Below are 25,566 nucleotides of genomic sequence, written 5' to 3'. Positions count from 1 at the left end.
CAATCCTTTCGGTTTATTCATGTAATTCCAACGGAAGTCCATCAGGGTCAAAGAAAAATGTCATTTTCTTTCCCGTAAACTCATCCATTCTTATCGGTTCTGTTTCCACTCCCAAATTCTTCAACTCCTGCGCCGCTTCCTCTACAGAGTCCACTTTAAATGCTAAGTGCCGTAAACCGTATGCCTCCGGATAACTGACTCTTTTCGGACGTCCCTTTATAATAAATAATTCCAGTTCTATATTTCCACGTCGAACATCTATTTTATAATCTTCTCTTTCTTCCCGATAATTTTCTGCAATAACTTCAAATCCTAAAATCTCAACATAAAAATGTTTTGTTTTTTCATAATCACTTCCGATAATCGCAATGTGATGTATTTCATCTAATTTCATATATACCTCCCTATCCATTTTATAAATATGGCAATATTATACCTTTTTCATTTTCTATAAACAATACCTATTTTATATGGCTATCCGCTAAAGCTTCTGCTATAATCAACCTATAGAACTCCTCTGTAAACGGAGGCGATCAAATGAAAAAACAGTTACGTTATTTTCATCTGTGATTTTGATCCCTTTGGAGAGAAAAAATGATGCAGAAGTACCAGAAGAACTTGTATGTTTTCTTAAATTTGTGAAAGCAGATATAAAGGAAAGGCAAAAGGACTTTCACAATGAATATGTAAAAAAATTACAGGAATTTATAAAGCATATTAAAAAGAACAGGGAAATGGAGGAAAAATATATGCTTTTTGAAGAATTGCTGAAAGAAGAATGGGAAACCGGACGCAAAGAGGGACTCCAAGAAGGTGAAAGTATCGGAATGATAAACTCTTTAACCATGCTTTTAAAAAATTTCGAAGAGGTACCGGAAAGTCTTCAAAAAAGAATTTCCGAAGAGAAAAATCTTAAAACTCTAAATCTTTGGTTTCAACTGGCAATCCAAGCAGACTCTTTAGAAGAATTTATCTCTAAAATGTAAACATTCTATATTTCACATCAACTCTATTCACCGCAAATCTGACTAAACGGATTTGCGGTCACAAGTAACCAAATCTCTGCCAACTCAGGTAACAATTCAAAGAAAAAACAGAGGAATTCTATCAAATGGAAAAGGGGCTTATCGGAATGAAATTAATGATAATTTCTAAAAAATTCCGAAAGCCCCTCTAATGTTTTCAGCAACACGGGAATCTCTTCCTCATTCAATTTTTTGATAACCGCCTCCGTCATCTGATGATGAAACTGAGCGTGATGTTCATATGCTTTTTTCCCTTTTTCCGTTAATTTAATATAAACAACACGCCTGTCCTCCTCACTTCTCTCCCGGACGGCATATTTTTTATTTACAAGACTGTTCATTGAAGTAGTCAGCGTCCCAGCTGTTACATTCATCTTTTTCGCAATCGCAGACATTGGACTTCCCTCTCCAAGGCCGATTGCTTCAATGATGTGCATATCATTGTTTGTAATATCTTTAAATTCTTCCGTAATGATTGCCTTCTCTTCCAGTTCCCAGATCTCATTAAACAAATGCACTAAAATATCATTAATGGTTTCATATGTATTCATTTGCTTCCTCCTTCACCAGAATGATACTATGTACATTATACACATTCTTCCGCTAAAAGAAAAGAATCAATTACCTCTTTCACCGTTTCTATTTTTGCAGCACGATATACCTCAGCGCCACAAAAAACAAGACCATTTTCCACATTTCCTTTCACTGCCTCAATCAATTTATCCGTAATGCAGTATGGAATCGTTTTGGGATTGCACCCCTTAACGCACTGATGACACGGTGTATGTGGAATCTGTTCTCCATTTTCCACTCTCCTTATCAGTGTGTTATAAATCGCTCTTGCGGGCATACCTACGGGACTTTTCACGATGCAGATGTCTTCCTGTCCGGCTTTCAAATATGCTTCCTTATAACGAATATCCGCATCGCATTCCTCTGTAGTGACAAATCGGCTTCCAACCTGAATGCCGTCCGCTCCCAATTCTTTTGCCCTCTTTAAGTCTTTTGCCGAATACATTCCTCCTGCAAGTATAATCGGAATCTTCCTTTCGTATTTCTCCTCATAAAACCGCACAATGCCAATAATTTTTCCAATTTCCGTTTCATAAGAAATGTCGTCCCATTTTCCCAGTTCGTCCGAATGGAATCCTAAATGTCCCCCTGCTTTCCAGCCTTCTATCACAATCATATCCGCGGTGACACCATACTTTTTGTCCCAATATTTCAAAATAACATGAGCGGATTTTTCTGTTGATACAATAGGAGCAATATTTGTCTTCGTTCCTTTTGCGTATAAGGGAAGGTCTGTCGGCAATCCCGCACCTGAGACAATCAAATCCGCCTCCAGCCTTACCGCCTCCCTGACATATTCCTCATAATGTCTTGCTGCCACCATAATATTAAATCCGATAATACCGTTTGGCGCAAGATTTCTTGCAGATTTTAGTTCTTTCCCCATAGCATGCAAGTTTGCCTGCAAAGGATTTCTGTCAAAGTTTTTCTCCCGAAACCCTATCTGCGCAGTGGAAATAAGTCCCACCCCGCCTTCCTTTGCAATTGTTCCTGCAAGACGATGCAGACTTATTCCTACTCCCATTCCTCCCTGCACAATAGGAATATATGCCTTTTTTTCTCCAACCGCAAAAGATACTTCTTCTCTTTTCATGATTGCTCCTCTCTACATCTTTCGGAAACGCTGATAACGTTCTTCTGCAATATCATTCCCCACTTTGTCTTTATATTTCCACAGAAAACAAGAGATTTTTGCTGCTAAATTGTCACAGACGGAAGACAAAGTTTCCACCGTAAAATGTTTAGGCTCTTCAATCACCTTTTCCACAATGTTCGCCTCTTTCAATTCTCTTGCAGTCAATTTCATCACTTCCGCTGCCTCTTTTGCTCTTTTACTGTCCTTCCACAGAATTGAGGCAAATCCTTCAGGAGAGAGAATGGAATAAACAGCATTTTCCAATATCCATACCTCATTTGCAACAGCCATAGCCAAAGCGCCTCCACTGCCTCCTTCTCCTATAATAATGGAAAGTACCGGAACTTTTAGCGCCGACATTTCATAAATATTTTTGGCGATTGCCTCGCCCTGTCCCCTCTCTTCCGCTCCGATTCCACAAAAAGCCCCCGGTGTATCCACAAAGCAGATTACCGGCCGGTTAAATTTTTCTGCCTGTTTCATTAAACGCAGCGCCTTTCTATATCCTTCCGGGGAAGGCATTCCGAAATTTCTCTCCAGATTTTCCTTCGTTGTTCTTCCCTTTTCCTGCGCGATAACCGTCACGGGAATCCCATGAAACTTGGCAATTCCACCCACAATGGCTTTATCGTCCTGAAAATATCTGTCTCCATGCAATTCTATAAAATCCGCAAAAAGCCTGCTGATATAATCTGAGCCGACCGGACGGTCTTTCATGCGGGATTTTGTTACACAATCCCATGCTGTTCCTACCGCTTTTTTCTCTGTTTCTTCCGCATATATATCATTTGATTTTTCACAGATTTTCTTCTGCTCATGTAAATCAATTAGTTGAAACAGAACTTTTTTCAAGTTTTCTCTCTCTACAATCGCGTCTATAAAACCATGTTCCAGTAAAAACTCTGACCGCTGAAAGCCTTTTGGCAGTTTCTGACCGATTGTCTGCTCAATCACTCTCGGTCCCGCAAAACCGATTAAAGCGTTCGGCTCTGCCAGAATCACATCACCCAGCATGGCAAAACTTGCAGTAACTCCTCCTGTTGTCGGGTTAGTTAAAACAGAAATATAAAATCCGCCCGCTTCACTATGCTTTTTCAAGGCTGCCGCTGTTTTTGCCATCTGCATAAGGGAAGTAATCCCTTCCTGCATTCTCGCCCCGCCTGAGCAGGCAAACATAATGATTGGGAGTTTTTCCTTTGTGGCACGCTCGACCATGCGGGTAATCTTTTCTCCCACAACTTCTCCCATGCTCGCCATAATGAAACGGCTGTCACATATGCCAAGCGCCACGGTTCTTCCGCCGATTTCCGCTTTTCCGGTAATGGCCGCCTCCTCTAACCCCGTCTTTTCCTGCGTCAGACGGATTTTTTCCTCATATCCTTTATATTGCAACGGATTTCTTGTACATAATCCTCTGTCCCACTCCTCAAAACTGCCCTCATCTGCGACCATTTCCAGCCGATGTTTTGCATGAACACGAAAATAATTATGACACTTTGGACAAATATAATATCCATTTTTTACATCTTCCGTAAAAATGGCAGACTTACAGGCATTACATTTCTTTAAAATACCTTCAGGCACTTCAGGAGTCTGTTCTTTTTTTACATCTCCTTTCAGGGAAATGTAGTTTGTCTTCTTAAACATTTGTTTTAAATTCATTTTGCTCACATCTTTTCTATAATGTCGTACTGATAATCTATATTTGTGCCGATTCCTTCTATGATCACTTCTCCCAGCGCGCTGCGCATTTTCGCAATGGCATCTTCTCTCGTCTTGCCGTGTACGATGAGTTTTGCCAACATGGAATCATAGTATGGCGGCACAGTATAGCCGTGATAAACCGCAGTGTCAATCCGCACACCCTCTCCTCCCGGAAAATGTACGTCTGTAATTTTTCCTGAACACTTCGCATTGATTCTGCACTCAATGGCATGGCCGTTTATCTGAATGTCACTCTGGTCATAGGGAAGAGGCAATCCCGAAGCGATTCTTATCTGCTCCTTAATCAAATCCAAGCCCGTCACCCACTCTGTCACTGGGTGTTCCACCTGTATTCTCGTATTCATCTCCATAAAGTAAAACTGATTGTTGTTCTCCAAAAGAAACTCGATTGTCCCCACATTCTCATACTGTACTGCCTTTGCAGCCTTCACTGCTACCTCACCCATTTTTCTGCGAAGTTCCTCCGAGAGTATCGTACACGGAGATTCTTCAATTAATTTTTGATGATTTTCCTGAATGGAGCAGTCCCTCTCTCCAAGATGAACTACATTCCCATATTTGTCAGCCAATATTTGAAATTCGACATGCCTTGGGTTTTCCACAAAATGTTCGATATACATCGAATTATCCCCAAAAGACGCTTTGGCTTCCTCCTGTGCCATTTGAAAACTTTTGGAAAATTCCTCTTCCGTGTATGCCACACGCATTCCTTTTCCGCCTCCGCCAAGCACTGCCTTTATTATTACGGGATAACCTACTTTAACTGCAACTTCTTTCCCTCTTTCCATATCCAAAATAATTTCGCTGCTGCCGGGAATAACCGGTATACCCGCCTCAATCATCGTATTTCTCGCCTGAGATTTATTTCCCATTTTTCGAATGACTTCTGACTTCGGTCCGATAAATATAATGTGACACTTCTCACACAGTTCGGCAAATTTACTGTTCTCCGACAAAAAACCAAAACCCGTATGAATGGCGTCCGCACCCGAAGTGATGGTTGCACTGATGATTCTTTCCATATTCAGATAACTTTCCCGAGACGGTGCAGGTCCGATACAGATTGCCTCGTCCGCAAGCTGCGTATGAAGTGCTTCCCTGTCCGCCTCCGAGTATACTGCTACCGTTTCAATTCCCATTTCTCTGCAGGTGCGGATAATCCGCACTGCAATTTCGCCTCTGTTTGCAATTAACACTTTTTTTATCATATCTGCCACCTATCCAATCATAAAGGTCAATTCGGCACTTGCCACCACTTTTCCGTCAACACTGGCGATTGCCTCCCCAATTCCAAGCGGTCCTTTCTGCTTAATGATTTTCGTTTCCAGTTTTAACTTATCTCCCGGCACAACTTTCCCCTTGAATTTACATTTCTGTATTCCTCCAAAGTAAGCGATTTTTCCTTTGTTTTCTTCTTTTGACAGAATGGCAACTGCCCCAACCTGTGCCAGCGCTTCCACTGTAAATACCCCCGGCATAACCGGTTCTTCCGGAAAATGTCCTCTAAAAAAATCTTCTCTGTACGTCACACATTTATATCCAACCGCAAACTCTCCCGGCTCATAGTCTTCTATATAATCTACGAGCAAAAAAGGGTGTCTGTGAGGTATAATTTCACAGATTTCCTGAACTGTTAATCCTTTCATAAGTTCTCCTTTCCCCTATTTTAAGCGGAACAGCGGCTGACCGTATTCCACTGCCTGACCGTTTTCCACAAAAATTTCCGCTACGACACCGTCAAATTCACTTTCAATTTCATTCATCAGTTTCATTGCTTCCACAATCGCCAAAGTCTGTCCTTTTGTTACTGTATCTCCTACACGCACAAACGGTTCTGCATCTTCGGAAGGCGCTGTATAAAACGTTCCTACCAATACCGACGTTACAAGTTTTCCTTCCTGAGCCTCCTCCGTCTTTTGTATTTCTTCCACGTTTATCTGTGGAGCAGGCAATTCTTTTTCCCCGGCATATACAACCTGACATTCTCTTTTCATGCTGATTTTCATTCCATTTTCCTCATATTGAAACTCTGTCAGATTTGAGGAGGACACTGTATGTATTAATTCGATTAACTGCTCTTTTTCCATTTCTTACTCTTCCTCCCTATATTTTTTGACTAAAATTGTTGCATTATGCCCGCCAAATCCAAGAGAATTGCTGATGGCACAGTTGACTTCTTTTTCTATCGGTGAATGTATCGCATAATTTAACGTACACTCTTCGTCCAAATTTTCTGTCCCCATTGTCTGATGAATAAATCCTTCCTGAATGGTTTTTATACATGTGATAAATTCCACCGCCCCTGCTGCCCCAAGCAAATGTCCTATCATCGACTTTGTGGAATTAATTATTGGTTTTTGCGCATCTTCTCCAAATGCGAGAGAAATGGCTCTCGTCTCAAACAAATCGTTGTGGTGCGTACTTGTTCCGTGTGCATTGATATAATCTACGTCTTTCGGAAGCACACCTGCCTCCTGCATGGCCAGCTCCATCGCTTTTGCCGCCCCGCTTCCGTCTTCCGCAGGGGAGGTGATATGATACGCGTCACAGGTTGCCCCGTATCCCGCAATTTCACCGTAAATTTTCGCTCCTCGCGCCTTGGCATGTTCCAGTTCTTCCAAAACAACAATCCCCGCACCTTCACCGATGACAAATCCGCTTCTGTCTTTGTCAAAAGGTATGGACGCTTTATTTTTATCTGTGCTTGCAGTAAGCGCAGTCAATGCAGAAAATCCTGCCACCGCCGTAGGACAAATGGAACTTTCCGCTCCTCCCGCCAGCATTACATCGGCATCGCCGTATTGAATGGCACGAAAAGCATCGCCGATAGCGTGTGTTCCCGTGGCGCATGCTGTCGTGATACTCGTACATTTCCCTTTTAATCCAAGTTGAATCGCCACATTTCCTGCTGCCATATTAGAAATCATAAGCGGAACCATAAGCGGGTTTACCTTTGAAGGTCCTTTTGTCTGAATTTTATCGTACTCTCTCTCCACAACCTGAAGGCTTCCGATTCCCGAACCGACAATCACACCCATACGAAAAGCATCTTCCTCTTCCGGACAAAGCCCGGCATTTTCAAATGCTTCTTTTGCTGCTGCCACCGCATACTGTGAAAAGGTTTCCATTCGTTTTGCCGCTTTAAAATCCATTCTCTCTTTAGCAACAAAGTCTTTCACTTCCGCCGCCAGTTTTACCTTATATTCTGTTGTATCAAATTTTGTAATCTCTCCGATACCAACCTGCCCCGCTTTAATTCCTGTCCAAAACTCTTCCACAGAATTTCCTATAGGGGTAATCGCTCCCATACCTGTCACAACAACTCTTCTTTTCATAGATACTCTCCTTATATCACCATTCCACCGTCCACATGAAGCACCTGACCTGTAATATATCCCGCTTTGTCTGATGCCAAAAACGCAACCGCGCCGGCAACGTCTTCCGGTTTTCCATAATATCCAAGAGGGATTTTCTCTATGGAATCCTCTTTTACTTTGTCCGGTAAAACCTTTGTCATATCTGTTTCAATAAATCCCGGCGCAATGGCATTTACCGTAATCTTTCTCGATGCCAATTCTTTTGCCGCAGACTTTGTAAGCCCTATCACTCCCGCCTTAGATGCCGCATAATTTGCCTGTCCCGCATTTCCCGCAACACCTACAACAGAAGAAATATTAATAATTCTTCCATAGCGCTGTTTTATCATCTGCCTTGCCACAAATCTTATACAGTGGAACGTGCCCTTTAAATTTGTGTTCATAACCGTATCAAAATCTTTTTCCGACATTTTCATCAGAAGACCGTCACAGGTTATGCCTGCATTGTTCACTAAAATATCAATACGTTTATATTTTTCTATTACCTGTTGAAAAAACTTCTCACTCTCTTCAAAATCTGCAACATTACACTGCATAATTTCTGCCGTTCCGCCTTTTTCCTCTATCTCATGTTTAACTGCTTCCGCTTTTTCCGTCGAACCGTGATAATTAATAACTACATTGGCTCCCTGTTCCGCCAGTTCAAGAGCAATTGCCCTTCCAATCCCTCTGGAACCGCCTGTGACAACCGCCGTCTGCCCTTTTAACATTTATCTCTACCTCCCAGTTCATCTGTTACTTTTTTCATCTCTTGCCAATTACTGATACTGTATGTTTTCACATTTCTGTCAATTTTCTTTATAAATCCTGACAATGTCTTTCCAACACCTATCTCCACAAATGTATCCACACCGTCTGCAATCATATTTTCCACGCTCTGCTGCCAAAGTACAGATGATGCCACCTGTTTTGTGAGCAGTTCTTTTGTTTCTTCTATATTCGTAATATACTTTCCGGTTACATTTGTAACATATGGAATTTTTAATTTTGTAAAAGAAATATCTGCCAATACTTCCCTCAATTTTTCTCCCGCATCAACTAAAAACGGCGAATGAAACGGTCCGCTTACATTCAAAAGCATGGCGCGTTTAGCACCTGCTGAGAGAAGTTTCTCATTTGCCGATTGAACTTCCTCCGTCTTTCCTGTAATTACAGTTTGATTCGGACAATTATAGTTAGCGACAAAAACATTTTCCATGTTCGTAATCACACTTTCCACCTGCTCTGCCGTCATTCCGAGAATGGCGGACATCGCTCCTTCCCCCTGCGGTACTGCTTCCTGCATAAACTTCCCTCTTTTTTTTACAGTGGAAATGGCGTCCATATCGGTCATTCCCCCTGAAACGGCAATGGCTGTATATTCTCCCAGACTCAATCCTGCCGTCACATCAGCATGCAAACCATTCTCCTCCACCACTCTCGCAATGGCAAGACAGGTTGTCACAAGAGCCGCCTGTGTATATTCTGTTCTGTCCAGCAAGTCATTCTCTTCAAAACATAATTTTCTCAAATCCAACCCAATTCTCTCTGAGGCCTCGTCAAATATATGTTTTGCGATTTCACTCTGCTCGTAAAAATCCTTTCCCATTCCCGCCTTTTGTACTCCCTGACCGGAAAAAACAAATGCGATTTTACTCATAAAAAACCTTTCCTTTCATCAATCTGTCGGTTTCCGACACTAACTTTTCGATAAACTTTCTGCATGACATCTCTTCTTTCACCAACCCTGCTATCTGCCCCGCCATAACACTTCCGTTAATCACATCGCCTTCCACAACCGCCTTGCGCAGTCCCCCGAAGGTTAGAAGTTCCAGTTCTTCCAAAGACGCTCCTTCTTTTTCTAATTTTAAATATTCTTTCGTCATCTGATTACGCAATGCTCTCACAGGGTGTCCTGTCGTTCTTCCGGTTACTCTGGAGTCAATGTCTTTCGCTTTGATAATACATTTCTTATAGTTCTCGTGAACAACCGACTCTTTTGTCACGACAAAACAAGTTCCAAGCTGTACCGCTTCCGCTCCCAGCATAAAAGCGGCCGCCATTCCTCTGCCGTCCCCGATTCCCCCCGCAGAGATAACCGGTATTGACACTGCATCAGCAATCTGGGGAACAAGCACCATCGTCGTATTCTCTCCGATATGACCGCCCGCTTCCGTTCCTTCTGCTACGATTGCATCTGCACCGCAGCGTTCCATACGTTTTGCCATTGCTACGGAAGCCACAACCGGAATCACTTTTATTCCCGCTTCCTTCCACATTTTTATATATTTTTCAGGATTTCCCGCTCCTGTTGTCACAACCGGAACTTCTTCTTCCACAATTACTTTTGCCACTTCGTCCGCGTTCGGACTCATCAGCATTATATTTACCCCAAATGGTTTCTTCGTTAGTTTCTTCACTTCCCTAATCTGCCCGCGTACCCATTCTGCCGGTGCATTTGCCGCCCCAATCATTCCGAGTCCGCCTGCTTCCGACACGCCTGCCGCAAGATGATATTCGGCAACCCACGCCATACCTCCTTGAATAATCGGATATTCAATTCTCAGTAATTCAGTTACTCTCGTTTTCATATGATAACCTTTCTTTTGACCTAAGCCTCTAAATACACTACTACATCTCCAATTGTTGTCAGTTTTTCTAAATCTTCCGTAGGGATTTCTTTTTCAAATTCTTCTTCAAATGCCATTACCATCTCAAACAAATCTAAGGAATCAGCGCCTAAATCTTCTTTAAATGAAGTTTCTGCCGTTAATTCTTCTACCTCTGCTCCTAATGAATCTGCTACAATTTCTTTTACTTTTTCTAACATATTATTTTTCTCCTTTATTTTCTTAAATTTATGTAATCCTAAATTGGATATTACCTACCACTCAATCAGGCTTGCTCCCCATGAAAGTCCCGCGCCAAATCCCGCTATTACAATTTTCATTCCTTTTCTTAACAAACCTTTCTGATTCATCTCGTCTAGCAAAATCGGAATACTCGCCGAGGAAGTATTTCCATATTCCTGAAGATTCATGGGAAATTTTTCTATTTCTATTTTTAATCTTTTTGCCACGGCTTCCACAATTCTTCTGTTAGCCTGATGCAGTATGAAGTAATGAATCTCTTCCTTTTTCAAGCCGTTTGCCTCCAACAACTCGCAAATACATTTCGGCACCTGCTTTACGGCAAACTTAAATACTTCCTGACCGTCCATGTGAATAAAATCATTCTGCTCACAGGTGAGCGCCTTTCCTTTTTCACCGTCCGAATGTGTGATGATCGAAGGTTGTGTTCCCTCCTTTGCTTTCACCACAACCGCACCTGCGCCGTCTCCAAATAAAATACATGTTCCCCGGTCTTTCCAGTCAATTAGATTGGAAAGACATTCTGCTCCAATCACAATTCCTGTTCGGTATATTCCACTTGCGATATAAGCCTGCGCCGTATTGTACGCAAACAGGAAACCGCTGCACGCCGCATTCAAATCAAAACAGACCGCATTCACTGCCCCGATTTCTTTCTGCACCTCACAGGCGGCACATGGCAGAATTACATTTGAAGATATGGTGGATACAATAATAAAATCGATTTCCTCTGCCGATATATTGGCATTTTTCAATGCGCTTTCTGCAGATTTTACCGCCATACTCACCGTATTTTCCCCGTCTGCAATATGTCGTCTTACGATTCCTGTCCTTTCCCGTATCCACTCATCACTCGTCTCCACAAGTTTTGACAAATCATTATTATCCATAACATTGGGTGGGACGTATGCCCCTGTCCCACATATTTTTCCTATCATTTTCTCTTCTCCATATTTTGTTTTGATTTTCAAATACTTTGATATTCAAAGTATACTACTAAAAAAACATTTGTCAATAAAAATTTTTATCTTTTCCCAAAATAAACTCCGTCCATTCAGCCATACTATATTAAAAAAGCCGTTATTTACAATAAAGGAGACTGTCTATGAAAACTCTTGACTACATCAAAACAATTAAAATTTCTTTCGGGTGCTGCATTGCTTTTTTTATCGCTGAGGTTTTCTCTCTAAACTTTTCTACATCCGTTATCACAATCACTCTTCTCAGCATTTTAAATACGAAAAAGGATACTTTTCTCGTTGCCGGAAAGCGTCTTCTCTCCTTTTTCATCGCTGTATTTGTCGCAATATTATTTTTTCCGTTTTTAAATTATTCTCTGCTTAGCCTCGGTATTTATCTTGCCGTCTATCAGTTACTCTGTCAATTTTGGCATTTAACCGAAGGCTTTTCCATGAGTACCGTTCTTATGCTGCATCTTTGGAAAACTAAGAAAATGTCTCTTCCTCTTCTTGCCAACGAACTGGGACTTATGTTAATCGGTATTTCTATGGGAATTTTGATGAACTTGTATATGCCCAATAAAGTCGAAAAAATCAGAAAGGCGCAGAAAGACATAGAGGAAAAAATGTCGCAAATTTTATTTACAATGTCCCGTGCTATTTTTCAGGAGTATTTAAGTGAGAGTATCGCTCAAAATCTGTCCGAATTAGAAAACCTTCTCTCTACCTCTCTTACCCATGCACAATATACACAGAAAAATTTTTTTCTGAAAGATATGAGTTATTATGTTTCCTACATTCGCATGCGCTCCGAACAGACCGCACTTTTAAAACAAATCCATCGAAATCTTCCGCGTCTGCAGGAATCCTATTTACAGACCAATTTAGTTTCCAAATTTATGCGTGTCGTTGCCATTTCTATGGAAAATTATGATAATGCAGAAGATTTATTAAAATATCTTTCTCTTCTCCGCCAAAAATTTCGCGCAGCCTCTCTCCCATCTTCCAGACAGGAATTTGAATCCCGCGCGGTGCTTTATGAGATTGTAAACGAATTGAGGGAAATGCTTATTTTAAAAAGGGATTTTACAAAAAATCTGTCCTCCCATCAAATCGAAACATTTTGGGTACAAAAATAGAGTGTGCATTCGCACCACCCTATTTTTGTACTTTCTCCACGATTAGTTTCACTCCGATAATATCCAAAACTTTGACGATTTCATCTTTCTCAATAACGTCCACAGTATCTTTCGCCCTTGCTGTCCATTCCTGACCGTCCACGACGGCTGCCCCTGTCTCATTCAGATTATCAATTGTTTCTGTCACCTTTGCCGTCTTTCCGATAATGCTTTCATAGTTTGTCTTTGTCCGCCCTGCGTTAATATATTTCTTTGCAAACGGACGTGTAAATACCATCAGCACTACCGATACGACAAAAAAGGCAACTATTTGCCAAATAAGATTTACCCCTAACTGATTTAAGATCAGTGCCACCAGAGCACCGCCGGCCAACCATATGGAAGTAAGCCCAACCGTTATAATCTCAACAATCAAAAAAACTAATATTAATCCTAACCAAATTACACTTTCCATAGAAATCCCTCCTATTTCCGTCTGCCCGAATATCGATTTCCGGTTTATGGAATTTCTTCAAGGAATTCAGGACATTGCCGTAAAAAACTTTTAAATTCCTCCTCGGTTAAATCTCGTATTATTCGGGCATTATATTCTTTATCATCTTGCAACAGTATATGTATTGCCTGCATCATTTGTTTTTCTTCTAAATTATTTTTCATTTTGCTTACCTCTAACTTAAACTTTTCTTCCATTCAAGTTGTGATTTTGCAACCATATAGTTGTATTTCTACTTTCATTATGCCACTAAATGATAGCCTTATCAAGAGGTGATTTTATGTATTTAAAACGTTTGAAAGATTTAAGAACTGACCATGATTTAACACAGGAAAATATGGCTGATATTTTGAAATGCCATCGTGAAGTTTATAGAAGATATGAAAGCGGTATCCGCACGATTCCCATTGACTATCTGGTGACGATAGCAAAGTATTACAATACAAGCACAGATTATCTGTTGGAATTGACAGATGTGAAAACACCTTATCCGCCGACAAAGAAAAAGAGTTAATCTCTGTAATTCAGAAGTGCGGATTATTCAAATACGGAAATATCTTTTAATATAATTTATATTCTATTACTTACAAGAATAATCCCCTTCTGTTTTCTATAATGAAATTTGTTCCATGCCTCCTATTTCTGCATAGAAATAGAGCAGAAACCCGAAAGATTCTGCTCTGTCCAATATTGTTTCACTGTTATAATATGTAATTGAAAATGAATACTTTTACTTAGATTTTAGAACTCCGTCAAATCCGCTACCTGTGACTTCTACTTGACCATTTTTAAATGTAGCAGTTCCATATATCTCTTTAGAAATACTGTCTACAATTGCCAATCCCCCGTCTCCTTGTGTATATAATCTACCATTAATTTCCAATCCATTATTATATTTTACATGAATTGCCGCTATATCTGCCCCCGTAGGAACATATTCTGTGCTTGCTTCTGCCATTTGTTCTGATACTGTGATTATCGTTGTATCGTTTTCATAAGTTCCTTCGATTTCCAAATCAGGTGTAGAAGTACCACTAATTCTACGATAATTTCCCCAACCTTGCCCTGCTCCTGATGTTACACCAAGCAATCCATTTTCATTTTTATAAAATGTATAATATTGCCCTTCTAAATAATCTTTACCTGCGCTGCATCCGGATTCTTTCTGCTCAACTTGCCCGCTTGCTGTATACATTACATAAGACCACTCATATCCAATAGAAGCAATTACAAGACGTTCTCCTGAATCATCATCCTTATATGTACCTGCCCAGCCCATTGTAATTGGGTCTGTCAATACATTCTCCTCTTCACTGCTCTCTGATGACTCTTCTTGTGGTTCTTTTACTGGTTCTTCTTTAGGTTCTGTTTCTTCCTTTTTAGGCACTTCAGACTCTTTGTCTTTTTTCACTGTTTTCAATTCTTTATCATCCACATTTGATTTAATATCTTTATATGTCAAATGTGCAACATCCTCTTTGGTAAGGTCAATATAATTTAAATCACCTACAAAATTATCTATGCCTGATTTTAACATAATTGCAATATCATCCTTCTTAATCTGTTGTGCATACTTTTTCTTGAGTTCATATCTTTCTCCATCTACAATGAATGTTATTTCATCTTCTTCTACATCATATGTAATAACTGATAAGTTTTCTCCCTCAACTTCCGCATCACAGTACATATTTAAGTTTTCAGTCTTTAAATTATATCTAACTGTTCCATCATCTCCTAATTCTCCAATTCCCCATGCTTCCTCAAAATATTCACTCAAAGTTGAATCTGGTATGATTACGAACGCAGATTCCTTTGTATAGCATAATGTCCACATATCACCATAGGTAAATTCATATCCATTCTCTGTTTTACTAACCGTCGTAGAAGTTTTCAATTTTTCCACAATTTCTTTTGTATTAGAGTTTCCTCCGAACATTTTCATTACAAGAATAATTACTGCTATAATAACCGCTATGATTCCCACCAGAGCTATTGCTTTTCCTGATTTCTTCTTTTTAGGTTTATCTATATCACTCCTGTTTTTCACATCCGAACTATTCGACGCCTTTTCCTCTTGTATTAACTTTCCACAATTTGGGCAAAACACATCATTATCTTTTATCTCTTTCCCACAATTTTCACAAAACATTTTTCCACATCCTTTATCTCTTTTTTATAATTTTAATATAATGTCGCAGTCGTCTCATATCCATCATACTCTAAAATCAGTGTCGCTCCATCAACATCACATTCCGCAAAACTCAATCCGTAAAATTCTAAGATATTCCCCTCTACATCTTCAATCGCAAAATCCCAATCAAGATTATCTTCTGTAATTATGAATTCTATATTCATTTTTTCCCCATCACATAATATATTTTCGTCTAGCAAATCTTCTTCCCAGTTGTCTACATTTGGTTCAGAAGCATAGAGGGCACAAATATCAAAACCTGTATTATTAACTACACGCACATTAAACTTCAACGTTTCCTCTTTAGAACTCCATTTAAATATACCTATTACCACAACAATCACTAAAGCAATAATTGCAATAGTTTTCCAGTTTTTCTTTTTACTAGCACCCTTAATCGCAAAAGTTTTTTGTGATTCTGGCTCTAAACCAGTTCCTCTTTTTTTAATTTCTGATCCACAATTCCTACAGAACCTTTCACCATCTTTTATTTCTTTTCCACAGTTTTCACAAAACATAATTATCTCCTCGCACTCTTACTCCTAATCTTCTTCACTACATAAAATATCTTAAATATTTCATAATAAAATTTCCAAATGCATATCCACACACAAAACCAGTTACCAGTCTACGCAGATTATTTGATTCTCTCTGAAACTTGTATTGTACAAACCAATCTACAAACATAATCAAACAGAACAATATTGCGGTTAAATTAGAAATTTCAGCAATTTTAAATAAAGCAACTCCCAAAATTTCTCCAATAAACACTCCTGTACATCTAGCACATACTGGAAATTGCTTTCCATGATAGAAGAAACTTCGTTCCGGTAATTGATGACATCCTGTTGCTCTTCCTATCATTATAAGTTTCTTATATATTCTTTTTTTATCCATAATCATCCTACTCTGCAAAATATATTAAAATCGGACAAACAATAATCAATGTAACCGCTAGAGATATCATCGAATATTTTATGCTATCCCAAAATTCTTTCTTCTTCTCCACTTCTAAAATATCCCAAACACTATACCCTAATTGTTTGTCTATATCTTCACATAATTGATAGAAAAAATATAGTGGTACGGAAACTCCCACTATAACGGCTATAAAAACGATTATGAGTGTTCTCAAAAATCCATTCACAAGTTCATCCAATATTGGATAGAGCAAAAGAGAACCAATAGAGCCATAACAGAGACAATTTATAACCATCTTGTCTATAAATACCCTCATCATTTCCACAGCATCGTGTTGTGCTAGATGTTGTTTTCCACAATTTTTGCATCCCCACCATGTTTGAGAAATACTCTTTACTTTAGAACCAGAGCCGAACGATCCACACAATACTCCAAACGGACCAAGCAGACACATTCCACAACAGCCTCTCCCTATACTGTAACCTTTAGTTTTTATCTCCGTTTCGCTCTTGACAATTGGAAAGGTATCCTCGCTGTTACAATACGGACACATAGAATCTTTTGGGATATTCGGTTCTGTCTGAATCACTTTATCAATCGTACGGATAATATTTATCCCAGTATCCTTTATACATTCGATTAGCACCTTAAAAAACTCAACAAGTGATTCCCAAAGCGTTTTATCCGTGTTATTACCCTGAAATGAATTTTCAGTTCTTTCTACTTGCTCATCATTTACCCGATTACCACAATTAGGGCAGTATTGATCCTCTTCATTTATTTCATTTCCACATTTTCCACAATATTTCATCTTATACACACTCCCTATTCTTTCCTAACCAATGCCCGAAATCGCTCTACATCTTCAGTCATTCCATTTACAGGAATTTCAAAATTCAGTCCATTTTTCATTTTCAAATTTAAAATCTTTCCATAACCTGTATACAAAAAAATTGCTATCAATAGAAGCCATGCTATATCTGTTGTATCCAACAGAAAGATTACCCCAAATAGTGCCGCATACATTGTATCCCAAAAATCCATTTTTGTTTTTAATTCCATTGAACTAATTTCTGATAATTTTATCTCCAAATGGTTCGCTTTATCTTTCCTTAAAAATCTATGTGTCTTTTGATTTATCTCTAAACCATCTCCATCATTATTTACCTTTGTTTGGATAATTTTGTATCGTAGTCTTCCAATCATTTTTACTTTTTCAAAATAAAATGCCGCTTTACTTTGCTCCACTTTATTCTTTTCTTCATTTGAAATCTCATCATTCCTCTTTTCTTGTTGCTCCAAAATATTACTTCCACATTTTGAGCAAAACTTTGTACCTTCCCTAATTTCATTTCCACAATTACTACACTTAATCATATCTTCATCTTCCTTTGTAACTAATATTTTTATATTTATAGATTATTATACTATAACTAAACAAATATTACAATTAGATAAATATTTGTTAGGAGTTATTATATGGCTAATTTGAATTTTGAACGAATTGGAGAAAAATTAAGAATAATACGACTTTCTAAAAATCTGACACAAGAATATATTGCCAATGTCGCGGATGTAAACACCAGTCACATCAGCAACATTGAAAACAATCGTGTTAAAGTATCCCTTTCCACATTAGTACAGATATGTAATGCGTTAAATACTACTGTTGACTATGTTCTTTCTGAAGAATATAACGATACCTCTTCTGCTATTGAACAAGAAATCATCCATGAATTACATGCTTGCGACACCAAAACAAAAGAACAGATTTTAAAAATCATTAAGGCTTTACAGTAATTCTTTCCGATTTCTCATTCTTGTAAAATATAATTCCACACACGAAAAAAGCCGCAACCCTTGATTTCTCAAAGATCACGACCTTATTACTGCGGATGACAGGAATCGAACCTGCACGGTCTCCCACTAGATCCTAAGTCTAGCGCGTCTGCCAGTTCCGCCACATCCGCATATTATATTTTTAAGAATTTCTCCTTAAAATAAATATGAACAAACTTACGCTTGTTCATCAAGTGAAGCATCGGGGATTCGAACCCCGGACAACTTGATTAAAAGTCAAGTGCTCTACCAACTGAGCTAATGCTCCATATTCAATCTGGGCTAGTTGGATTCGAACCAACGAATGCAGGAGTCAAAGTCCTGTGCCTTACCGCTTGGCGATAGCCCACTATATTTGAGGGTGGATAGTGGGACTCGAACCCACGATATCCAGAACCACAATCTGGCGCGCTAACCAACTGCACCATACCCACCACAAAGCGTGCTTGAAGGGATTCGAACCCCTGACCCACGGCTTAGAAGGCCGTTGCTCTATCCAACTGAGCTACAAACACATATGCTTGTCTTAAAGTAATTTCTTATATTAAATTGGCTTTAAGAAAGCGGGTGATGGGAATCGAACCCACGTATCTAGCTTGGAAGGCTAGTGTTCTACCATTGAACTACACCCGCAAAGTCGGGGTGACAGGATTCGAACCTGCGACCTCCTGGTCCCAAACCAGGCGCTCTAGCCAAGCTGAGCCACACCCCGATGTGAAGTTTTTTGTTGTCATCTCCGTGACACAATGGTTATTATATATGCTCGTATAAGAAATGTCAACAACTTTTTTTATTTTTTTTACATTTTTTTATTTTCGCTTTTTTATCACTAAAACCGGCACCTGAAAGCCACCTGTTTTTCAACGGCGCCGGTTCTGATATATGCACTCTGCTTTAAATATAATGCAGTTCATATTCCACGGAATCGTCCTCATGGATTTCCATAATCATGTAACTTGCCCGACGCCCCTCCTGGCGTGGATAAGAAAGACTTCCCGGATTCAGTACGGTAATCTTTTCTCCTATATCAAGATATGGCCTGTGTGTATGCCCGAACATGACAATGTCCGCTCCTCTTGACAGTCCTTCTTCCTTAATTCTTTCCATTCCAACGGATACATAATAGTAATGTCCGTGCGTCATGAAAATGCGATGATTTCCCAGTTGAACTTCTTCTTCCCTATTCAACTGCGAAAAGAAATCATTGTTTCCCGCAACAATCCGTACCGGGCAGCCTGCAACGGCTTCAATATAATCTTCGCCGCCTTCCACATCTCCCATATGTAGAAGCAAATCAATTTTCCCCGCCTGCTCTAACGCAATATCCAAATTTTTATGTAATCTGTGCGTATCACTTACAATCAAAACTCTCATTTTACTATCCCAACTTTTTTTCCATAATCGCACGCATGGCGCGAAGCGCTTTTCCTCTGTGACTTAATTCATTCTTTTTCTCCGGTTCTAATTCCGCTGTAGTACATTGATATTCCGGAAGATAGAAAATAGGATCATAGCCAAAACCGTTTTCCCCCGCTATCTCATGACCTATAATTCCTTCAATTGTTCCTCTTGCCGTCTCCACGGTTCCATCAGGAAATGCACAGGCAATAACGCATACGAAACGTGCGGTGCGCTTTTCATCAGGAACACCCTCCAAGCGGTCTAACAGCATACGATTTTTAATGTCATAAGAAGTGTCTACTCCCGCATATCGCGCCGAATAAATTCCCGGCTCTTTATTCAGATAATCAATTTCCAATCCCGAATCGTCTGCCAGTACAATATCTCCCGTCATTTTTGCAATCGCAGTTGCTTTGATAATCGCATTTTCCTCAAATGTACTTCCATCTTCCACGATGTCAACATCAATTCCGGCCTCTTTCATCGACTGAATCGGCATTCCCAAGTCCGACAGAATCATGCGGATTTCTTTCATCTTATTTTCATTTCCCGTGGCAAATAAAATTTTATTACTCATTTGTATCCTCCCTTTGTTTTCTCGGTGGTTTTGGTCCTAAGAACTGATAGAAATATGTTTTTAACATTCCATTATAAATTTTTCTGTTCTTGTCGGCTTTACGCCCAAAATATTTTTCTGTATCTTCATAACTTGTAATCATGTACGCAGACCAACTGTCTAACAGTTTAAAACTTTCCCCGAATTCCCCGTACAGTTTTGGCAAATCTTTCTTTTCTTCCAGTCTTTCCCCGTACGGTGGGTTTGTAATAATGAAACCGTATTTTTTCGGGTGACGCAAATCTTTAACTGCTCTCTCCTGAAAATGTATCAGATGTTCCACGCCGGCTTCCCTCGCGTTTTCTCTTGCCGCCTTAATAACGGATTTATCAATGTCATATCCCTGAATATCAACCTCAATGTCATCATTTACTAAATCATTCGCTTCATTAACAGCGTTGTACCACTCCTTCTTTGGAATAAAATTCGTCCATTCTTCCGCCGTAAAGGAACGATTCATGCCCGGCGCAATATTTGCCGCAATCATTGCCGCTTCAATCGGAAATGTACCGCTGCCGCAAAATGGGTCAACGAGAATTCGGTCTTTTTTCCACGGTGTGAGCATAATGAGCGCTGCCGCCAGCGTTTCCGTAATAGGCGCTTTGCTCGATAACTGTCTGTATCCTCTCTTATGCAAAGAAACGCCTGATGTGTCAATTCCCACCGTCACAATGTCTTTCTTAATAAAAACACGTACCGGGTAAGACGCTCCGCTTTCCTCAAACCACTCTGCATCGTAATGCTCTTTCAGACGGTTTACCATCGCTTTTTTCATAATAGATTGAATGTCTGAAGGACTAAACAGTTTGCTCTTAACTGACGCCGCTTTTGTCACCCAAAATTTGCCGTCCTTCGCAATATATTTTTCCCACGCAATCTGTTTTGTTTTTTCAAATAACTCATCAAATGTAGTTGCCTTAAATGAACCTACTTTTAATAAAACTCTCTCCGCCGTTCTCAAGAAAATATTTGCACGGCAAATGGCTTCCACATCGCCATAAAAGGAAACTCTTCCGTCTTCCACAACTGATATTTCATACCCCAAATCCTGCACTTCTCTTTTTAACACGGACTCTAATCCGAAATGGCAAGGGGCTATTAATTCTATTCTTTCCATATGTACCTCCAATGTTATCTGCTTTCTATATTATTTGAAATTACCGCATATGTCAAATGGGGACGCAACATTTTTATTGCGTCCCCATCTGCAGATTAGTTGTTGTTATACTCGTTTGATTCTGCGTTATTCATTTTGTTTTTAGATGCATTTGTGTTCTTGTTTGAAGTCTTGTTTTTCTTGCTCTGATAATCTGCCTCTGATGAATATGCGTTTCTTGTTTTGTTGTTTGTTCCATTTGTTTTTGCCATTTTTACTTCCTCCTCATCTTTTTGTTTCTCAAAGTTCATACCTGTAAATCACGCTGTACTTTGATTACAAAAATATTATGGCTCGTCATCGCTCTTTCTATTCATTATGTAAAAATAAGAACCTTAACTTTTTTTTAAGTTTTTCTTGCTTTTTTTACCATTTTATATTATACTAACCCATGTAGAAATTATTTCTACAACCCCTTATTAATTATTTATACTCCCCTCGAAAGACCGATAGCTCCCCTATCGGTCTTTTACAATATGTGAGTATAATGTGCTATGAAAAAATGACAGGTCATATCGTCGAGATATGACCTGTCATTTTTTATTTCTTATGAAAGAATTTAATCAAAAACATAATCGCCAAAAACGGTATAAGTATAGGCAATACAATTCGCACTACACCAACTAAAAGTGTCCCTATTCCAAAAATAATGCCCACAATAGCAAGAATCAGCGCCGCTTTCTTCCACCATGTGTCCAAGCCCAAAATATGCACGTTCTGTCTCCGGTCTTCGTACCGGCTGACATTGTCCTCCTCTGCTTCCTCATAAGTCTGCTCTCCGCCCGGAGATTCAATTAAAGTTTTGGCAATTATCCACGGATCTCCCAGTTCTTCCACAACTTCTTTTTCCGTTCTTCCCTTTTTCACTTCATCTTCAATATATGTCTTATAGTACTGTAGATTTTCTTTTACTGCCTGTTCACTCATGTTTCCTTCGAGCGCTTCCCGAAGACTGCTTAAAAACTTATTGCGGTACATTCTCTAACTCACTTTCTTTTTATACTTCAAACATTAAGTCACCATATGAAGGCATTGGCCAAACTTCTTTTGCAACTATCATTTCCAACTTATCCACAGGATCTCGAAGCGCCTGCATTGCCGGAGACACTTCCTCATAGAACCAGAATGCCTGCTCTTTTCCCTCTTCCTTTTCCGCTGCCTGATTTGTCACTTCACCTAATTTTACAAGAGCCTCTTTCGCTTCTTTTAACAGTCTTGAAACTTCATTTAAAATTTCAGACTGTACTTCCGCATCGGCTCCCGCCTCTTTTACTGCAATAACCGTATCTGCCAACTGTTTTGTATACTTCACAACAGCAGGAAGAATATGCTTGCTCGCAATGTCAATCATGGCTCTTGCTTCAATATTAATGGCTTTCGCATATGTTTCATACTGGATTTCCGCACGAGATTCCAGTTCCGCTTTTGTAAATACATTGAATTTCTCAAATAGTTTTACAGCCTTGTCCGAAACCATCGCATCAATGGATTCCACCATGGATTTTAAGTTTGGAAGCCCTCTTCTTTTTGCCTCTTCCACCCATTCCTCGGAGTAGCCGTTTCCGTTAAATACAATTCGCTGATGCTTAATCGCATATTCTTTAATCAAATCGTGTACTGCCAGGTCGAAATCTTCCGCCTTTTCCAAAATGTCACAGGCATCTGAAAAAGCATCTGCCACAATTGTATTGATTACAACGTTCGGTGCTGCAACTGAATCTCTTGAACCAACCATACGGAATTCAAATTTATTGTTTGTAAAAGCAAACGGGGAAGTTCTGTTTCTGTCCGTTGCGTCTTTTGCAAGGTTTGGAAGAGTGCGCACACCTGTCTCTAATTTCCCCGATTTCAAACTGTGTGTTGCCGAACCTGTAGATACAAGTTGCTCTAACACGTCCTCCAGCTGCTCACCCAAAAATACGGAAATAATCGCAGGCGGCGCTTCCGCCGCCCCTAAACGATGGTCATTTCCAGGGTCTGCCGCCGATTCTCTAAGCAACTCCGCATACGTATCCACCGCCTTTAACACGCACATCAAAATGAAGAGGAACTGAATATTTTCGTGAGGAGTTTTTCCCGGTTCTAATAAGTTCTTTCCGTCGTCGGTTGTCAGTGACCAGTTATTGTGTTTACCCGAACCATTTACCCCCGCGAACGGCTTTTCATGGAGAAGGCAATGTAAATCGTGTCTTGCAGCCACTTTCTTCAACACTTCCATAATTAACTGGTTGTGGTCCACCGCCACATTACACTGTGCATAAATCGGTGCAAGTTCATGCTGTGCAGGCGCAGCCTCGTTGTGCTGTGTCTTCGCGGACACACCCAGTTTCCATAGTTCTTCGTTGACATCTTTCATGTATGCGGCAATTCTTTCCCGAATACTTCCAAAGTAATGGTCGTCCAACTCCTGCCCTTTCGGCGGCATCGCACCAAACAATGTTCTTCCCGTGAACACTAAATCTTTTCTTTTTAAATATTTTTCTCTGTCAACTAAGAAATATTCCTGTTCCGGACCAACGGAAGCAATAACTCTCTTTGCCGTCGTATTTCCAAATAAACGAAGTAAACGCAGCGTCTGCTTATTTAACGCCTCCATAGAACGAAGCAATGGGGTTTTCTGGTCAAGAGCCTCTCCTGTGTAGGAGCAGAATGCTGTCGGAATACAGAGAGTTGCCCCACCTGCGTCCTGACGGACAAATGCCGGTGACGTACAATCCCACGCCGTGTATCCTCTCGCCTCAAATGTTGCACGAAGCCCGCCTGATGGAAAGGAAGATGCGTCCGGCTCTCCTTTAATCAGTTCTTTCCCCGAAAAACTCATGAGAACTTTCCCGTTAGGCATCGGTGCAGAAATGAAAGAATCGTGCTTCTCCGCAGTCACTCCGGTTAAAGGCTGAAACCAGTGTGTGTAATGGGTCGCCCCTTTTTCAATTGCCCACTCTTTCATCTCATGTGCAATGACGTCCGCAGTCACAAGATCCAACTCTTTCCCATCTTCTATCGTCTTCTTTAAGTCTTTATACACCTTCTTTGGCAGTCTCTCCTGCATAACTGTATCATTAAATACATTTTCCCCAAAAATCTCTGCTACATTAATGAACTCTCTCATTTCTCCTCTTCCTCCAACGTATACGCAAATTTACTTATACGATACCCTACTTTTTTTCTTTTTGCAAGATTTTCTTTATATTAAGAAAAAGAGATGCAGTGCGAACTACATCTCTTCCCATTTGTATTATTCTTATGCTCTGTTTACTGAACCGAATAACTCCATTTTTTCTTTTACTGTTGCTTTGATTGCTTCAAAACCAGGCGCTAATAATTTACGAGGGTCAAATCCTTTACCTTCTAAATCTTTTCCTGCTTCAACATATTCACGAGTTGCTGCTGCAAATGCTAACTGGCATTCTGTGTTTACATTGATTTTAGATACGCCTAAATCAATTGCTTTCTTAATCATATCAGCAGGGATTCCTGTTCCTCCGTGAAGAACTAATGGAAGTTCACCTGTCAACTGCTGAATGGCATCTAATGTTTCAAAACTAAGTCCCTGCCAGTTTTCCGGATATTTACCGTGAATGTTACCGATACCCGCTGCAAGGAAATCAATTCCTAAATCTGCTACCATTTTACATTCTGCAGGATCTGCACATTCACCTGCACCTACAACTCCGTCTTCTTCTCCGCCGATTGAACCAACTTCTGCTTCAAGAGACATTCCTTTTTCTTTAACGATTGCTACTAATTCTTTTGTTTTAGCAACGTTTTCTTCGATTGGGTAGTGTGAACCGTCAAACATGATTGATGAGAATCCTGCATCAATACATTTTAAGCAACCTTCATAACTACCGTGGTCTAGGTGAAGTGCTACAGGTACTGTGATGTTTAATTCTTCTAACAATCCGTTTACCATTCCAACGATTGTTTTGTATCCACCCATATATTTTCCAGCACCTTCTGAAACACCTAAGATTACCGGTGAGTTGTTTTCCTGTGCTGTAAGTAAGATTGCTTTTGTCCATTCAAGGTTGTTGATATTAAACTGTCCTACTGCGTAGTGTCCTGCTTTTGCTTTCTGAAGCATATCTTTTGCTGATACTAACATAATTCCATTCCTCCGTTTGTTTTCTATTTTTAGAATAAGATAATTATACCCCATATTTTTAA

At 39.8% G+C, this 25,566-nt stretch carries 31 protein-coding genes and 7 tRNA genes; 4 read left to right on the top strand and 34 right to left on the bottom strand.

Annotated elements, in window-relative coordinates:
- Positions 1–13 precede the first annotated feature (13 nt).
- The gene (gene gloA2 / locus ACYQ35_RS05110) at positions 14–394 is read right to left on the bottom strand and encodes an SMU1112c/YaeR family gloxylase I-like metalloprotein (RefSeq protein ID WP_009461481.1); all 381 of its coding nucleotides are present in this window, start codon (positions 392–394) and stop codon (positions 14–16) included.
- 355 nt (positions 395–749) lie between these two features.
- Between gloA2 and ACYQ35_RS05105 the strand changes: the two genes are divergently transcribed.
- Positions 750–986, top strand: coding sequence for a hypothetical protein (locus ACYQ35_RS05105; protein ID WP_459830897.1), 237 nt, complete (start codon positions 750–752; stop codon positions 984–986).
- A gap of 152 nt (positions 987–1,138) precedes the next feature.
- On the opposite strand, the gene ACYQ35_RS05100 is transcribed toward ACYQ35_RS05105, so the two are convergent.
- Genes ACYQ35_RS05100 through ACYQ35_RS05045 form a run of 12 tightly spaced genes read right to left on the bottom strand, consistent with a single transcriptional unit; the run spans position 1,139 to position 11,622 of the window.
- Complete coding sequence (locus tag ACYQ35_RS05100) at positions 1,139–1,576, bottom strand: MarR family winged helix-turn-helix transcriptional regulator (RefSeq protein WP_459830895.1); 438 nt, start codon at positions 1,574–1,576, stop codon at positions 1,139–1,141.
- 35 nt (positions 1,577–1,611) lie between these two features.
- Complete coding sequence (locus ACYQ35_RS05095) at positions 1,612–2,691, bottom strand: NAD(P)H-dependent flavin oxidoreductase (RefSeq protein WP_459830893.1); 1,080 nt, start codon at positions 2,689–2,691, stop codon at positions 1,612–1,614.
- Positions 2,692–2,703: 12 nt separating this feature from the next.
- Entirely contained in the window at positions 2,704–4,395 is a 1,692-nt protein-coding gene (locus ACYQ35_RS05090) for an acetyl-CoA carboxylase carboxyltransferase subunit alpha (protein ID WP_459830890.1), read from the bottom strand.
- Between the two features lie 5 nt (positions 4,396–4,400).
- Entirely contained in the window at positions 4,401–5,666 is a 1,266-nt protein-coding gene (accC, locus tag ACYQ35_RS05085) for an acetyl-CoA carboxylase biotin carboxylase subunit (protein ID WP_459830888.1), read from the bottom strand.
- A gap of 9 nt (positions 5,667–5,675) precedes the next feature.
- Positions 5,676–6,104: a 3-hydroxyacyl-ACP dehydratase FabZ gene (gene fabZ, locus ACYQ35_RS05080; RefSeq protein ID WP_459830886.1), complete on the bottom strand. Its 429-nt coding sequence runs from the start codon at positions 6,102–6,104 to the stop codon at positions 5,676–5,678.
- A gap of 15 nt (positions 6,105–6,119) precedes the next feature.
- Entirely contained in the window at positions 6,120–6,545 is a 426-nt protein-coding gene (gene accB / locus ACYQ35_RS05075; RefSeq protein WP_459830884.1) for an acetyl-CoA carboxylase biotin carboxyl carrier protein, read from the bottom strand.
- Between the two features lie 3 nt (positions 6,546–6,548).
- On the bottom strand, positions 6,549–7,793 hold the full coding sequence (fabF, locus tag ACYQ35_RS05070; RefSeq protein WP_009461491.1) for a beta-ketoacyl-ACP synthase II: 1,245 nt from the start codon (positions 7,791–7,793) through the stop codon (positions 6,549–6,551).
- Between the two features lie 11 nt (positions 7,794–7,804).
- The gene (fabG, locus tag ACYQ35_RS05065; RefSeq protein WP_009461492.1) at positions 7,805–8,545 is read right to left on the bottom strand and encodes a 3-oxoacyl-[acyl-carrier-protein] reductase; all 741 of its coding nucleotides are present in this window, start codon (positions 8,543–8,545) and stop codon (positions 7,805–7,807) included.
- The gene (gene fabD, locus ACYQ35_RS05060) at positions 8,539–9,474 is read right to left on the bottom strand and encodes an ACP S-malonyltransferase (protein WP_459830880.1); all 936 of its coding nucleotides are present in this window, start codon (positions 9,472–9,474) and stop codon (positions 8,539–8,541) included. Before fabD ends, fabG begins: the two co-directional genes overlap by 7 nt.
- The gene (gene fabK, locus ACYQ35_RS05055; protein ID WP_459830878.1) at positions 9,467–10,405 is read right to left on the bottom strand and encodes an enoyl-[acyl-carrier-protein] reductase FabK; all 939 of its coding nucleotides are present in this window, start codon (positions 10,403–10,405) and stop codon (positions 9,467–9,469) included. Before fabK ends, fabD begins: the two co-directional genes overlap by 8 nt.
- A gap of 20 nt (positions 10,406–10,425) precedes the next feature.
- Positions 10,426–10,644: an acyl carrier protein gene (gene acpP, locus ACYQ35_RS05050; RefSeq protein ID WP_459830876.1), complete on the bottom strand. Its 219-nt coding sequence runs from the start codon at positions 10,642–10,644 to the stop codon at positions 10,426–10,428.
- A gap of 54 nt (positions 10,645–10,698) precedes the next feature.
- The gene (locus tag ACYQ35_RS05045) at positions 10,699–11,622 is read right to left on the bottom strand and encodes a beta-ketoacyl-ACP synthase III (protein WP_459830873.1); all 924 of its coding nucleotides are present in this window, start codon (positions 11,620–11,622) and stop codon (positions 10,699–10,701) included.
- A 167-nt stretch (positions 11,623–11,789) separates the two neighbouring features.
- Between ACYQ35_RS05045 and ACYQ35_RS05040 the strand changes: the two genes are divergently transcribed.
- Positions 11,790–12,782 carry an aromatic acid exporter family protein gene (locus tag ACYQ35_RS05040; RefSeq protein WP_009461497.1) on the top strand — a complete coding sequence of 331 codons (993 nt, stop codon included), beginning with the start codon at positions 11,790–11,792 and terminating at the stop codon, positions 12,780–12,782.
- A gap of 19 nt (positions 12,783–12,801) precedes the next feature.
- On the opposite strand, the gene ACYQ35_RS05035 is transcribed toward ACYQ35_RS05040, so the two are convergent.
- Positions 12,802–13,236, bottom strand: a complete 435-nt coding sequence (locus ACYQ35_RS05035; RefSeq protein ID WP_009461498.1) for an NfeD family protein — start codon at positions 13,234–13,236, stop codon at positions 12,802–12,804.
- 44 nt (positions 13,237–13,280) lie between these two features.
- Entirely contained in the window at positions 13,281–13,439 is a 159-nt protein-coding gene (locus ACYQ35_RS05030; protein ID WP_009461499.1) for a hypothetical protein, read from the bottom strand.
- Between the two features lie 116 nt (positions 13,440–13,555).
- Between ACYQ35_RS05030 and ACYQ35_RS05025 the strand changes: the two genes are divergently transcribed.
- Entirely contained in the window at positions 13,556–13,789 is a 234-nt protein-coding gene (locus tag ACYQ35_RS05025; protein ID WP_009461500.1) for a helix-turn-helix domain-containing protein, read from the top strand.
- 216 nt (positions 13,790–14,005) lie between these two features.
- On the opposite strand, the gene ACYQ35_RS05020 is transcribed toward ACYQ35_RS05025, so the two are convergent.
- The 5 genes from ACYQ35_RS05020 to ACYQ35_RS05000 are packed head-to-tail and all read right to left on the bottom strand — an operon-like array spanning position 14,006 to position 17,764.
- Positions 14,006–15,424 carry a zinc-ribbon domain-containing protein gene (locus ACYQ35_RS05020; RefSeq protein ID WP_459830868.1) on the bottom strand — a complete coding sequence of 473 codons (1,419 nt, stop codon included), beginning with the start codon at positions 15,422–15,424 and terminating at the stop codon, positions 14,006–14,008.
- A 32-nt stretch (positions 15,425–15,456) separates the two neighbouring features.
- Entirely contained in the window at positions 15,457–15,984 is a 528-nt protein-coding gene (locus ACYQ35_RS05015; RefSeq protein WP_459830865.1) for a zinc-ribbon domain-containing protein, read from the bottom strand.
- Between the two features lie 37 nt (positions 15,985–16,021).
- Complete coding sequence (locus tag ACYQ35_RS05010; protein WP_459830863.1) at positions 16,022–16,363, bottom strand: DUF2085 domain-containing protein; 342 nt, start codon at positions 16,361–16,363, stop codon at positions 16,022–16,024.
- 7 nt (positions 16,364–16,370) lie between these two features.
- Positions 16,371–17,198 (bottom strand): zinc-ribbon domain-containing protein, encoded by an 828-nt coding sequence (locus ACYQ35_RS05005; protein ID WP_009461504.1) that lies wholly within the window; start codon positions 17,196–17,198, stop codon positions 16,371–16,373.
- A 14-nt stretch (positions 17,199–17,212) separates the two neighbouring features.
- On the bottom strand, positions 17,213–17,764 hold the full coding sequence (locus ACYQ35_RS05000) for a zinc ribbon domain-containing protein (RefSeq protein WP_009461505.1): 552 nt from the start codon (positions 17,762–17,764) through the stop codon (positions 17,213–17,215).
- Positions 17,765–17,866: 102 nt separating this feature from the next.
- Between ACYQ35_RS05000 and ACYQ35_RS04995 the strand changes: the two genes are divergently transcribed.
- The gene (locus ACYQ35_RS04995) at positions 17,867–18,187 is read left to right on the top strand and encodes a helix-turn-helix domain-containing protein (protein ID WP_459830858.1); all 321 of its coding nucleotides are present in this window, start codon (positions 17,867–17,869) and stop codon (positions 18,185–18,187) included.
- 90 nt (positions 18,188–18,277) lie between these two features.
- Here ACYQ35_RS04995 and ACYQ35_RS04990 read toward each other — a convergent pair.
- From ACYQ35_RS04990 to fba, 14 genes are all read right to left on the bottom strand, one after another.
- Positions 18,278–18,357, bottom strand: a tRNA-Leu gene (locus ACYQ35_RS04990).
- Between the two features lie 64 nt (positions 18,358–18,421).
- Positions 18,422–18,494, bottom strand: a tRNA-Lys gene (locus tag ACYQ35_RS04985).
- Positions 18,495–18,503: 9 nt separating this feature from the next.
- Positions 18,504–18,575, bottom strand: a tRNA-Gln gene (locus ACYQ35_RS04980).
- Between the two features lie 11 nt (positions 18,576–18,586).
- Positions 18,587–18,660, bottom strand: a tRNA-His gene (locus ACYQ35_RS04975).
- A 7-nt stretch (positions 18,661–18,667) separates the two neighbouring features.
- Positions 18,668–18,741, bottom strand: a tRNA-Arg gene (locus tag ACYQ35_RS04970).
- A gap of 47 nt (positions 18,742–18,788) precedes the next feature.
- A tRNA-Gly gene (locus tag ACYQ35_RS04965) sits at positions 18,789–18,859 on the bottom strand.
- A 4-nt stretch (positions 18,860–18,863) separates the two neighbouring features.
- Positions 18,864–18,938 (bottom strand) — tRNA-Pro (locus tag ACYQ35_RS04960).
- Between the two features lie 182 nt (positions 18,939–19,120).
- On the bottom strand, positions 19,121–19,600 hold the full coding sequence (locus tag ACYQ35_RS04955) for a metallophosphoesterase family protein (protein ID WP_009461507.1): 480 nt from the start codon (positions 19,598–19,600) through the stop codon (positions 19,121–19,123).
- Between the two features lie 4 nt (positions 19,601–19,604).
- Complete coding sequence (locus ACYQ35_RS04950; RefSeq protein ID WP_009461508.1) at positions 19,605–20,204, bottom strand: XTP/dITP diphosphatase; 600 nt, start codon at positions 20,202–20,204, stop codon at positions 19,605–19,607.
- Positions 20,197–21,360, bottom strand: a complete 1,164-nt coding sequence (locus ACYQ35_RS04945; protein WP_459830854.1) for a THUMP domain-containing class I SAM-dependent RNA methyltransferase — start codon at positions 21,358–21,360, stop codon at positions 20,197–20,199. The genes ACYQ35_RS04950 and ACYQ35_RS04945 overlap by 8 nt, the downstream gene beginning before the upstream one ends.
- A gap of 95 nt (positions 21,361–21,455) precedes the next feature.
- Complete coding sequence (locus ACYQ35_RS04940) at positions 21,456–21,611, bottom strand: hypothetical protein (protein WP_009461510.1); 156 nt, start codon at positions 21,609–21,611, stop codon at positions 21,456–21,458.
- 328 nt (positions 21,612–21,939) lie between these two features.
- Positions 21,940–22,377 carry a DUF1700 domain-containing protein gene (locus tag ACYQ35_RS04935; protein WP_009461511.1) on the bottom strand — a complete coding sequence of 146 codons (438 nt, stop codon included), beginning with the start codon at positions 22,375–22,377 and terminating at the stop codon, positions 21,940–21,942.
- A gap of 19 nt (positions 22,378–22,396) precedes the next feature.
- Entirely contained in the window at positions 22,397–24,508 is a 2,112-nt protein-coding gene (locus ACYQ35_RS04930; RefSeq protein WP_009461512.1) for a glutamine synthetase III family protein, read from the bottom strand.
- A 132-nt stretch (positions 24,509–24,640) separates the two neighbouring features.
- Complete coding sequence (gene fba / locus ACYQ35_RS04925; protein ID WP_459830850.1) at positions 24,641–25,504, bottom strand: class II fructose-1,6-bisphosphate aldolase; 864 nt, start codon at positions 25,502–25,504, stop codon at positions 24,641–24,643.
- Positions 25,505–25,566 lie beyond the last annotated feature (62 nt).

It is taken from the genome of Faecalimonas hominis, from assembly GCF_054660755.1.
Note: the sequence above shows the minus strand (reverse complement) of the source record. Positions and strands in the feature narration are given on the sequence as shown.